The organism is Actinoplanes sp. NPDC024001, from assembly GCF_040638955.1.
Lineage (GTDB): Bacteria > Actinomycetota > Actinomycetes > Mycobacteriales > Micromonosporaceae > Actinoplanes.
Window position 1 is genome coordinate 1 of the sequence record NZ_JBEZZB010000241.1, and the last position, 11,271, is coordinate 11,271.

Here is an 11,271-nt window from a genome sequence, read left to right on the forward strand (position 1 = left end):
CGCCAACCGCGCAGCCGGTCACGCCCGCAGCCGCAGCGGTCCCGCATCCGCCAACCGCGCAGCCGGTCACGCCCGCAGCCGCAGCGGTCCCGCCTCCGGTGCCGGTTCGGCCTGCCGCGGCACCTCCGTCGGGCACGCCAGCTCAGTCCGCGTCGGCTGGGACGCCGCACGCGGCAAACGTGGCGCCTCCGGCGGATTCCTGGGGGCAGGCATCACAGCGCGACGGCCGTCATCAAGCCGCCGAACCCGGCATGCCTCAACCGGCGGCCGCTGGGGCGCCGGTGTCTCCGGCCGGTCCTTGGCAGAGCGCGCCGCAGGCCACCGGATCGACGCCGCAGGCGGCGGGCACAGCGAGCGACGCGCAGGCCTCGCAGCAAACCGGCAAGGCGGCGCACGCTGCCGGCGGCCCGCAGCCCGGCTCGCCGGCGCCTGGCGTCTCCCCGAGCAGCCCTGCCGGCCCCCGGCACGGCATGCCGCAGGCGGATGTCACTCGGACCGAAGCCGGTCCGCAGCCCACGTCGCCCGCTCAGGCCGGCGTTCCGCAAGGTCCGGCAGGACCTTGGCAGGGCAACCCTCCGACTGGCCCGGGGGCGTCCTGGCCGGGGTCACCGCAGGCGTCCGTTGCCGCCCCGATTTCCGCCGCGCCGCAGACTCCACCGGCGGCGGAGGGCGCGGGCGCCGACCGCCCGGTTCCGCATCCGGGACAGCCGACTGCTGGACCGGCAGGCACCGAAAACCCGTCGGCGCAGGCGCACGCGGCACAGGCAGGCGGCGCACATGCCGATGGCGCCCACGTGGGTGCCGCGCAGGAGCGCGCGCGGGTGGCGGTGCCGCAACCGCCGCGCCACGAGCTGAGCAACCCGTGGGCCGCACCGACGCCGCCGGTCGGAACTCCGCAGTTCAGCGGCGCAGGACACGGCGCGCAGCATTCGGCTCCGGTAAGTGGAGCCCCGGCAGCGGTCGACGGAACCGGCGGCACGCAGCAGCCGGTTGGCGGGACAACGGGACCTGCGCTGGCCGGCACGGAAACGGGCCACGGTCATGCGGGCACCGCCGCAAGCCCAGCGCGGGCCGGCGTGGCCACAGACCGAGCGCATGCGGGCACGGCCGCAGACCCAGCGCACCCAGGCACGGCAGGAGATCCAGCGCAGGCCGGCACGGCAGGAGATCCAGCGCAGGCCGGCACGGCAGCGGGTTCAACGCAGGCCGGCACGGCCGAAGGCCCAGCGCATGGCGGCACAGCTACGAGCCAGCAGCCGGTCAGCCCGGCACCGGCCGGGACGGCCGGCGGCCATGAGCACGTCAGTGCGGCGACCGGACCGGCGCGGGCCGGAGCGGGCGTGGGCCAGGAGCAGGCCGGGACCCCGGCGGGCGCTCAGCAGCGGACTGGCGCGCCGGCGGACGGCGACGCTCCCTACATGGACGAGGACGGCACCTGGCACAACCTGCGGCCGATAGCGCGGCTGGCCACCTCCGGACCTGATCCGGAGCCGCGGCGCTATTCCGACACGGCGCTGGGCAGCGGCTGGTTCGTGACGAAGACCCCGGCGAAAGCCGCCACCACCACGCAGCCGGAGCCTGCCCAGCAGGAGCCGAAAGCGGCAGCCGAGGGCCGGCCGACCCCGCAGCAGGAAACCCCGCAGAAGCCACAGCAGGAAAGCCCGCAGCGGGATCCGCAGGCGGAAAACCCGCAGCAGGCTCAGCAGGGACCGCAACAGGAAGGCCCGCAGCGGGCTCAGCAAGGCCCGCCGCAAGAAGGCCAGCAGCAGGCACAGCAAGGGCCGCCGCACGAAGATCAGCAACAGGCGCAGCAAGGGCCGCCGCAAGAAGGTCAGCAGCAGGGGCCGCAGCTGGCACCGCACCTGCCGCTGACCGCCGCCGACCTGTCCGCGATCCGCTGGCGCCTCGACGGCGCCTCCCTGCGTGAGGTCGTCGACAACCGCGACGCACTGCGTGAGCTGGGCGAACGCCTCGACGGCCCGCTGGCCGACGAGGCCGACAACATCGTCAAGGCCGGCCTGCTGAGCGTGCGCGCCGAGGTCTACCGCCTCCTCGGCGAGCTGGGCATGGCCGCCGCCGCGAGCCGGCTGGCGCTGGCGCACGCCGAGTCCGCGCAGGACCTGCAGTCGATGGTGATCGCGCAGGCCGAGCTGGCGCACGTGCTGCGGCTGCGCGGCGACTACCTGGAGGCGGACCGGCTGTTCCAGCGGGCGGTCGACGCGGACGTCCCGGCCGCGGTGCGCAGCGTCGTGCACGAGAACGCCGGGCGCAGCTGCTACGACCAGGGCCGGCACATGGAGGCGCTGGATCATTTCGCCCGGGCGATCCGGCTGGGTGATCCGGAGGACACCGACCTGGTGGAGCGGATCGGGGTCTGTCTGGAGTCGGTCTACATCCACGTGCTGCGCGACGGCTGGGGGCCGTACCCGAGGCGGGTCCCGGAGATTCTGGGGCTGCTCAGCGAGCGGGCCACCGACGACGGGGAGCCGAACGCGCTGACCGAGGCGACCGCCGAACACCCGGTGGTCGTCCCCGCCGACCCTCAGTAGTAGGACGCGACGGTGTGGTGCGCGGGATGCTCAGCCAGGGTGCTGCGCCCCCGCCCACCGGCTTTGGCCTGGTAGAGCGCGGCGTCGGCGACCCGCTGGAGTTCGTCGGCGGTGGCGGCGTGGTCGGGCAGGACCGCCACGCCGATGCTGAGCCGGGGCGGTCCGGAGGGGAGGTCGTCGCAGGCGTCGACGAGGGCGCGCGCCTGCTCGGCGTACCCCATGGCGGTGAGCGGCCCGGCGCGCATCAGCACCGCGAACTCGTCGCCGCCCAGCCGGGCCACCAGGTGATCGGCGCCGGGAGCGGCGTCGCGCAGCGCGCCGGCGACCGTGCGCAGCGCGTGGTCGCCGGCGGCGTGGCCCCAGGTGTCGTTGATGGCCTTGAAATGGTCGACGTCGATCATGATGAGGGCGACCGGCTGGCCGGCGGCACGGGCCGCCTCGACGGTACGGCCGAACTGCTCGTCGAAGGCCCGCCGGTTGGCCACCCCGGTCAGCGCGTCGGAGGCCGCCTGCACCTCGAGGACGTGCCGCAGCCGGTTGTTGCGCTCCACCAGGGAGGCGACGACGAGCGCGGTCATCGACATGGCGACGGTGATGGCGATCCAGTCGTGCAGGGCGTGGGACGCGTCCATGTACGTGAACGCCACCCCCGCGTGCCCGGCGGAGATGGCCGCCACGGTGGCCCCGATCATCAGCCGGCTGAGGAACGACGCGGCGTAGAGCAGCGGCCACAGATAGAACAGCTGCGCCCCGGTGCTGGTGTCCCGGGTGGCCAGGTTGAGGCCGGTGACCGCGATCGCCGACAGGAACGGCACGGCGAGCCAGAAGACTTTCGGCAGTGACGCCGGCCGGCGCAGGCAGACCGCGCCGATGATCAGGAACGCGACGGAGGCGACGCCGACGGCGACGAGTTCGGCGAGCGGGTCGCCGATCTTCATGAGGACGCCGGTGACGAGGTTGTAGGTCCCGGCGGCCAGCATCAGATAGGCGACGGCACGGGCGGCGCCGAGCTGGTCGCTTATCTGAAACGGCAAAGCGGTCTCCTCGGGGTCCGCTTCCTCATTCGGTCTGCCGCGCGGCCACCTGAGGGGTTGGCTCGGGGAGCGGCCCCGCGGGGACATCGCGACGTCCGAGCGTGGCGCCGGCGCTGGCCAGGGTGACCAGACCGAGCGCGATGATCTCCACCCGGCCGAGCTGCTGGCCGAGGACGAGCAGCCCGGCGATCGCGGCGGCGGCCGGTTCCAGGCTCATCATGATCCCGAAGACCCGGGTGGACATCCGGCGCAGCGCGTCGATCTCCAGGCCGTAGGAGATGACCGAGGAGAGCAGCGCCACCGCGGTCGCGCCGATCAGCAGCGACGGCTCGGTGAGCACCGCGCTCGCGCCGGGGAGCCCGAACGGGGCGACGAGCAGCGCGCCGACGGCGAGCGAGACGGCCAGCCCGCCGGTGCCGGGGACCAGGCCGCCGAGTTTGGCGCTGAACACGATGTAGCCGGCCCAGCAGAGCCCGGCCAGGAAGGCGAGCAGCAGCCCGCTCAGCGGGGCGGAGGTTCCGCTGTCGAGGCCGAGCAGCAGGACCCCGCCGCCGGCCAGCAGCGCCCAGCACAGGTGGCTGAGGCGGCGGGTCTGCGCCAGGGCGAGCAGCAGCGGGCCGAGGAACTCGACGGTGACGGCCATGCCCAGCGGCACGGTCCGCAGTGACAGGTAGAAGATCAGGTTCATGCCGGCCATCACCACGCCGAGCAGCGCGGCCGCCCGCCAGGCGGCCGGCGACCAGTCGCGCAGGCGCGGCCGGGTGAGCGCGGCGAGGATCAGGGCGGCCAGGGCGAGGCGCAGGAAGGTGACGCCGGCCGCGCCGAGATCGTCGAAGAGGGTACGGGCGACCGCACTCCCGAACTGGACGGAGGCGATGGCGGCGAGAACCTGGAGCGGGGCGGGAACACGTGGCATGGCGACTCGCAGCGTACGTGGTGTCATTCGGTGCGCAGCGCCACCACCGGGTCGAGCCGGCCGGCCCGCTGTGCCGGGACCACGCCGAAGACGATCCCGACGGCCGCCGACACCCCGAAGGCGAGCGCCATCGACCACCAGGTGAGCGCGGCCGGCACCGGGCTGAGCCGGTCCACGAGCAGCGCCGCCGACCCGCCGAGGATCATGCCGAGCACTCCCCCGGTGGTGGTCAGCAGCACCGCTTCGAGCAGGAACTGCACACCGATGTCGCGGGGCCGCGCGCCGACCGCCTTGCGCAGGCCGATCTCCTTGGTCCGCTCGCGGACCGAGACCAGCATGATGTTGGAGACGCCGACCCCGCCGACCAGCAGGCTGATCCCGGCGATCGCGGCGAGCACCCCGGTGAGCACGCCGAGGATGTCGCCGAGCACGCCGAGGATCTGTTCCTGGGTGACCGCGCTGAAGTCGGTGTCCGGGTGGCGTTCGGTGAGGGTGGCGACCACGTCGGCGCCGAGCTGGTCGATGCGTTCCCGGTCGGGGGCTCGGATGGCCAGGCCGTCGATGCGCTCGGTGCCGAGCAGCCGCTGCGCGGCGGTGACCGGTACGTGCACCTCGCCGTCCCGGTCCACGCCGAGGCTCTGCCCGAGCGCCTCGAAGGTGCCGATGACCCGGAACCGCACCCCGCCGATGGTGATCTGGCGGCCGATCGGGTCGCGTTCGCCGAACAGCTGCCGGGCGGTGCCGGCGCCGAGCACGGCGACGCGCCGGGCGGTGTCCACGTCCGTCCGGCTCAGGTACGCACCCCGGTCGAGCCGCCGGACGAACACCGTCGGGGTGGTCTCCAGAACCCCGTTCATCGTGGCGAACGCGGAGCGGGACCCGGCCCGGACCGTCTCGCCGGAGCTGATCGTCACGGCCACCCGGGAGGGGTCGCCGACCACCCGGCTGACCGCCTCGACGTCGTCCAGGGTGATCGGCGAGGAGGTGGGCGCGGCCCCGACCGACTCCAGCCGGCCCGGCACGACGATCAGCAGGTTCGAGCCGAGCCCCTCCACCTGCTGTTCGATCTGCTGTTTGGTGCCGGTGCCGATGGCGACCAGGGCGACCACCGCGGCCACCCCGATGATCACGCCGAGCATGGTGAGCATGCTGCGCAGCCGGTTGGCGCGCAGCGCCTCCAGGGCGACCCGCCAGGCCTCGGCGAGCCTCACGTGATCACTCCGTCCTTCATGACGATCTGCCGGTGCGCCCGGGCGGCCACCTCCCGGTCGTGGGTGACCAGCACGAGCGCCACCCCGTCGGCGTTGAGCGATTCGAGCAGGGCGAGGACCTGCTGGCCGGTGGCCGAGTCGAGGTTGCCGGTCGGTTCGTCGGCGAGCAGCACCGACGGGCCGGTGACCAGGGCGCGGGCGATCGCGACGCGCTGCTGCTCGCCGCCGGACATCTGGTTGGGCCGGTGCCCGACCCGGTGGGCCAGGCCGACGCGTTCCAGCATCGCGGTGGCCCGTTCCCGCCGTTCGCGCCGCCCGATGCCGCGGTAGACCAGCGGCAGGCCGACGTTGTCCACCGCGGTGGTCCGGGCGAGCAGGTGGAACGACTGGAAGACGAACCCGATCGTGGTGTTGCGCAGTTCGGCCATCTCGTTGGGGCTCAGGCTCGCCACGTCCCGGCCACCGATGAGCAGGGTGCCGCCGGTCGGCCGGTCCAGGCCGCCGAGCAGGTGCATCAGGGTGGACTTGCCGGAGCCGGAGGCGCCGACCACGGCCAGGTAGTCGCCGGCCTCGACGGTGAGCGAGACGCCGCGCAGCGCGGGCACGGTCAGGCCGTCGAGCTGGTAGCTGCGCGACACGTCGGTCGCGACGATGGCGGCGGGGTTCACTGCTGGGGCGCCTCGGCGCCGGCCTCGACCTGGTCGGCGCCGGCGACCACGATCCGCTGGCCGGCCCGCAGCCCGGACACCACCTGTACGGTGTCCTCGCCCTGCACGCCGAGGCGCACCGGGGTGCTCGCGTAGCGGCCGTCCTCGACGGTCCAGACGGTGTCCCGGCCGTCGACGCTGACCACGGCCGCGGCCGGCACGGTGACCGCGTCGGCGGCTTCCCGCACCTTCAGCCGGACCACCGCGCTCATCCCGGGCCGCGGGGTGGGCGCCGCGTCGCCGCCGTCCGCGTAACTGCCCTCGCCGAGGTCCAGCCGCACCCGGTACGAGATGCCGCCGCGGGCGGACGTGGTGGGCAGCAGGTCGGCCGCGCGCACCGTGGCCGGGTAGGCGGCGCCGGGCGCGGCGTCCAGCTCGGCCTCGGCCGCCACGCCGGGTTCGACCAGCAGCACGTCGGTCTCGTCGACCTCGGCGGTGAGCCCGAGCCGGCTGACGTCCACGACGGTCAGCACCGGGGTGCCCGCGGCGACGTATCCGCCCTCCGGGACGGTGCTGTCCACCCCCGCGGCGGCGGGCTGGGGCAGCTGCCCGGGCGTGCCGCCCTGCAGCAGGTCGGTGAGCGAGCCGCTGCTGGCTGGGGCGGTCCCGCCGAGCTGCACGACGCCGGCCACGGGCGCCCGCAGGGTCAGCGCGTCCACGGCCGCGTCGGCCAGCTCGTACGCCTGCTCGGCCTGCAACCGCTGGGCCGCGGAGAGCGCGCCCATCGCCCGGCCGAGTGAGGCGACGCCGTTCTCCACCGACCGCACCGCGGCGGCGGCCGCCGCCGATGCGGCCTCGTACTGCTGCTTCGCCGCGTCGACCTGGTGGCGCAACGCCTTCTGCAGCTCCGGGTCGGCGATCTTGTCGGCGGCCTCGCGGGCCTGGTCGAAGGCCTCGGTGGCCTGTTTGTCGGTGCGCTCGCGCACCGCGGTGAATCCCGCCGTGCCGCCGGTGGGCACGCCGCCGCCGGACGGCGCCTCGTCGAGGGCCTGTTTCGCCGCGTCGCGGCGGCGTTCCAGCTCGGGTGAGTCGATGACGGCCAGGACGTCGCCCTCGGCGACCTGGTCGCCGGGCCCGACCAGCAGGTCGGTGACGGTGCCGGCGGCCGGCGCGGTCAGGGTCGCGGCGGTACGCGCGGTGACCGTCCCGGGCGCCTCGACGATCTCCTCGACGGTGCCGACGGCGGCGGTGCCGAGCCGGACGGCGGAGGGTTCGTCGTCACAGGACGCTGCGCCCATGGAAAGCAGCACCAGGACCCCGGCAGCGATGATCACCGTGCGTTTCACAGACGCCACTCTATGCCGCCACCGCTCTTTGCCGCACAACGCGGAACGGGCCGCCCCCGAAGGTGGGGACGGCCCGTCGCGCGGCTGCCGATCAGGTGCCGGGACGGCGCCCGAACACCTTGACGGTCATGCCGATCTTGCCGATGCCGTAGAACTTCTTCGCGTCCTGCGGCAGGAGGTTCACGCACCCGTGCGAGCCGCGCCACTTGTCGTGGATGTAGGTCGTGGTTTCGTGGAAGCCGCGCCCGCCGATGAAGCGCTGCCAGTACGGCAGCCACACCTCGTACGGGTCCGACCACTCCTTCTTCGTCCGCTTGTTGATCGTGAAGGTGCCCGCCGGGGTCCGGTATCCCTTGTACCCGGTACGGGTGACCGTCGGCTTGACGTGCACCTTCCCGTTCTTCATCACCCACGTCGTCTGAAGGGTCAGGTTGACGCAGAAGGTGATGCCCTTCTTCTTGGCCTTGCAGGCCGACGTCTTCGTCGACGCCAGTCGCTTGGCGACGTCGAAGGTGGTCGGGCCGGCCAGGCCCTTGGCCGGCTGGATGCCGAACCGCTTCTGGAACTTCACGATCGCGGCACAGTCGGCGGACGACTGCTTGCCGTCGACCGTGACCGTCCCGTATCCGCCCAGTTGCTTGAGGTAACCCTCGACCTGCTTCTGGTACTTGCCGGTCGCGCACGACGCGGCAGCCGCCTTGGTGACCACCGCGGTGGTCACGGCCGCGGTCACCGGCGCGGCCGCACCGGCGCCTGCCGGCGTCAGCGCGAACGCGCCCAGACCGCCACCCACCAGCACCGACATGACGGCGCCGGCGAGGCGGGCGGTAACCCGTCTCCCTGCCAAGATGCATCCTCCCCAGGAAGCGAGATCTGCTCACGGCACGGGTGCCGCTGGCGAACAGACCTCGTTGTTGTCCGCACATCGAAGCACAGCCGCCCCACCAGCGATGTCCGGGGAAGGACCGTGACACGAAACTGGGATGCCATCGGCATCCCGGTCGCGAACTTGAGACTCCGGGGAGTTGTTGCCTGATCAGCGGGGAGTAGCGAAGTCCTGCACCCAGTACGGGGTGTCGTCGCGCGCGATGGCCAGCCCGACGCCGACCTCGTCCAGGCGGCAGTCCAGGATGTTCTCCCGGTGTTCGGGACTGTTCATCCAGTCCACCACCACCTCGTACGGGGTCTCCTGGCCACGGGCGATGTTCTCGCCGTAGCGCTGCCACTCGTAACCGGCCTCGGCCACCCGGTGCCCGGCCCGGTCGCCGCGCGGGCCCTCGTGCGCGAAGTAGCCGCGCCGCGCCATGTCGGCGGCGTGCCGGTTGGCCGCCTCGATCAGCCGCCGGTCCACGGTCAGCGGGCCGCAGCCGTGGTTGCGGCGGTTGCGGTTGACCAGCGCCAGCACCTGCTGCTGCACCGGGGCGTACGGGCTCGACGAGATGGAGCGGGCGGACACCGCGGTGCGCGCCCCGGCGAACGGGTCGGCCTGCGGCCGGGCGAATCCGGGCAGCTGCCGCAGCGGGCGTTCCCGGTCGTCGGCGTGCGGCCGCGGCCGCTCGGGTTGCCTGGTGTGCGGCGGGGTGGTCGCCGGCCGGCTGGGCGACGGCGACGCCGAGGTGGGGGATGCGGACGGGGACTGCGCCGGGGACGAGTCCGCGGGCGACGGCGACTGCCGCACCGGCGGGGCTTCGGCGGGCGGGTCCGGGACCGGCTCACCGGCCCACCCGTCCGTGTCGGGGAACGGACCGAGCAGGTCGTCCGCCATCGGCTCCTCGAAGATCCAGAAGTCTGGCGTCTCCGTACCGTCCGGTGACTCCTGCGCCAGCGCGTTCGCGGCGAATCCACCGCCCGCCAGCACCGCTGCCGCCGCACAGAGCACTACCAGAGGTTTGCGCATACCTCGCCGATCCCTCGTCCGCGCGTCCCGGCCGCTCCGGGACGCTCTCGCGAGTTGACCAACGGCCCGGGTCCGGCCCGGTCACTTGGCCGCCAGGCCGGCATTCACCCGGCCCTACGGCGACGATCTTTATCCGGTACGCCGTGAGCTGCGTGAACGTGATTTTCCGGCAACCATGGGCGTCGCACAGTCGCACCGGAAACGACGTCACTTCCCCCGACCGGGGTAACCCGCCGCGGCGGTCTTTGCCGACCGAACCGACGGTCCCGGACGCCGGGTGGCCGTCGCTACGGTTTCGCGGTGCGTAATCGATACCTGGACCTGCTTCGGGCCGTCGCCATCGTCCGGGTCGTCGTCTATCACCACTTCGGATGGGCCTGGCTGTCCATCGTGTTCCCGGCCATGGGCGTGATGTTCGCCGTGGCCGGTTCGCTGACCGCCGCCTCGCTGCAGCGCCGCTCCGCCGGCGAGGTGGTGACCTCCCGGATGCGCCGGCTGCTCCCGCCGGTGTGGCTGCTCGGCCTGATCGCGGTGCCGGCGATGCTCTACACCGGATGGGACGACCTCTCGCCCGCCACCCTGCTCTTCTGGGTCCTGCCGCTCGGCGACCCGCCCGGCAGCGAGCAGGCCGCGTTCGTCTGGGACGCCCTCTGGTACGTGCGCACCTACCTCTGGCTGGTCCTGCTCTCGCCGCTGCTCTACCCGCTGTACCGCCGGATCGGCTGGCCGCTGCTGGCCGCGCCCCTGCTGCTGATGACGGTGCTGGAACGCGGCGACTTCGGGATGCCCGCCGGCGTCGAGTCGGCACTGTGGGACCTGGCCACCTACGGCGCCTGCTGGCTGGCCGGCTTCGCGCACCGCGACGGCCGTCTGGCGCGCCTGCGCCCGGCCGTCGCCGGCGGCGCGTTCGCCCTGCTGGCCGGCACCGGGCTGTACTGGCTGTGGCAGGGCCACGCGGAGACCGGCTGGGACCTGAACGAGGTCTCCGAGGCCCAGGCCGTGTACTCGCTGGCCTTCGCGCTGCTCCTGCTGCGCTGGCAACCGGGCATGGACCGGGTCGAACGCCTGCCGGCGGCGGCCGCGGCGATCACCCTGTTCAACGCGCGGGCGGTCACCGTCTACCTGTGGCACGGCGTGGCGATCGCCGCGGTCTGGCCGATCCTGGAACGCACCGGCATGGACGACCTGGGCAGGCTGGAGGCTCCGGTCACCCTGGCCGTCGCCTTCGCCGGCACCGGCCTGGCGGTCCTGATGTTCGGCTGGGCCGAGGACCTGGCCGCGCAGCGCAGGCCACGCCTGTGGCCGGCCGGCGGCACTCCGCCCCCGGCACCCGAGCCCGCCGCCGCCGACGAGCCGGCCGGCCCGTTCCCGGCCGGCTGGCCGGAAACCCCGCGCGGCGCGGCGCCCGCGCCGGAGCCCGCCGCTCCGGCGCCGGCCGACATGCCGGTCGCGGGACGGCCGGTTCCCGGCTTCCCGGTCGGACCGCAGCGCACCCCACCCGACACCGTCCTGCCCGGCCCCGTCCCGCCCGGCACCGTCCCGCAGGACACCGTCCGGCTCACCGACCACTCCTGAACAGGCGTCCCGGCGCGCGGGCGGGGGGGCGCGCGCCGGGGCAGCCGCACCCCCGGGGGGGGGCCAAAGTTTTGCGAACCTCATGGAAACGGGACG

The 11,271-nt window shown here is 73.9% G+C and carries 9 protein-coding genes; 2 read left to right on the forward strand and 7 right to left on the reverse strand.

The window, feature by feature from the left end; all coding sequences use genetic code 11:
* The first annotated feature begins 1,340 nt into the window (after nucleotides 1–1,340).
* Entirely contained in the window at nucleotides 1,341–2,549 is a 1,209-nt protein-coding gene (locus tag AB0F81_RS47425; RefSeq protein WP_360210349.1) for a tetratricopeptide repeat protein, read from the forward strand.
* Here the strand turns inward: AB0F81_RS47425 and AB0F81_RS47430 are convergent.
* The 7 genes from AB0F81_RS47430 to AB0F81_RS47460 all read right to left on the reverse strand — a co-directional run bounded on the left by AB0F81_RS47430 (nucleotide 2,543) and on the right by AB0F81_RS47460 (nucleotide 9,600).
* Complete coding sequence (locus AB0F81_RS47430; protein ID WP_360210351.1) at nucleotides 2,543–3,583, reverse strand: GGDEF domain-containing protein; 1,041 nt, start codon at nucleotides 3,581–3,583, stop codon at nucleotides 2,543–2,545. The genes AB0F81_RS47425 and AB0F81_RS47430 overlap by 7 nt on opposite strands.
* A gap of 25 nt (nucleotides 3,584–3,608) precedes the next feature.
* Entirely contained in the window at nucleotides 3,609–4,499 is an 891-nt protein-coding gene (locus AB0F81_RS47435; protein ID WP_360210353.1) for an EamA family transporter, read from the reverse strand.
* A gap of 23 nt (nucleotides 4,500–4,522) precedes the next feature.
* Nucleotides 4,523–5,710: an ABC transporter permease gene (locus tag AB0F81_RS47440; RefSeq protein ID WP_360210355.1), complete on the reverse strand. Its 1,188-nt coding sequence runs from the start codon at nucleotides 5,708–5,710 to the stop codon at nucleotides 4,523–4,525.
* Nucleotides 5,707–6,378 carry an ABC transporter ATP-binding protein gene (locus AB0F81_RS47445; protein ID WP_360210357.1) on the reverse strand — a complete coding sequence of 224 codons (672 nt, stop codon included), beginning with the start codon at nucleotides 6,376–6,378 and terminating at the stop codon, nucleotides 5,707–5,709. Before AB0F81_RS47445 ends, AB0F81_RS47440 begins: the two co-directional genes overlap by 4 nt.
* A complete protein-coding gene (locus AB0F81_RS47450; RefSeq protein ID WP_360210359.1) occupies nucleotides 6,375–7,703 on the reverse strand; it encodes an HlyD family efflux transporter periplasmic adaptor subunit in 1,329 nt (442 codons plus the stop codon). Before AB0F81_RS47450 ends, AB0F81_RS47445 begins: the two co-directional genes overlap by 4 nt.
* 91 nt (nucleotides 7,704–7,794) lie before the next feature.
* A complete protein-coding gene (locus AB0F81_RS47455) occupies nucleotides 7,795–8,508 on the reverse strand; it encodes a L,D-transpeptidase family protein (RefSeq protein WP_360210365.1) in 714 nt (237 codons plus the stop codon).
* A 231-nt stretch (nucleotides 8,509–8,739) separates the two neighbouring features.
* Nucleotides 8,740–9,600, reverse strand: coding sequence for a CAP domain-containing protein (locus tag AB0F81_RS47460; protein WP_360210361.1), 861 nt, complete (start codon nucleotides 9,598–9,600; stop codon nucleotides 8,740–8,742).
* 300 nt (nucleotides 9,601–9,900) lie between these two features.
* Here AB0F81_RS47460 and AB0F81_RS47465 point away from each other — a divergent pair, with 300 nt between their 5' ends.
* A complete protein-coding gene (locus tag AB0F81_RS47465; protein ID WP_360210363.1) occupies nucleotides 9,901–11,175 on the forward strand; it encodes an acyltransferase in 1,275 nt (424 codons plus the stop codon).
* Nucleotides 11,176–11,271: the final 96 nt, after the last annotated feature.

Excerpts from the sequence above, each read along its gene's own strand:
- AB0F81_RS47460 (WP_360210361.1), bottom strand. The coding sequence starts at position 9,600 with ATGCGCAAACCTCTGGTAGTGCTCTGTGCGGCGGCAGCGGTGCTGGCG.
- AB0F81_RS47435 (WP_360210353.1), bottom strand. The coding sequence starts at position 4,499 with ATGCCACGTGTTCCCGCCCCGCTCCAGGTTCTCGCCGCCATCGCCTCC.
- AB0F81_RS47455 (WP_360210365.1), bottom strand. The coding sequence starts at position 8,508 with ATGTCGGTGCTGGTGGGTGGCGGTCTGGGCGCGTTCGCGCTGACGCCG.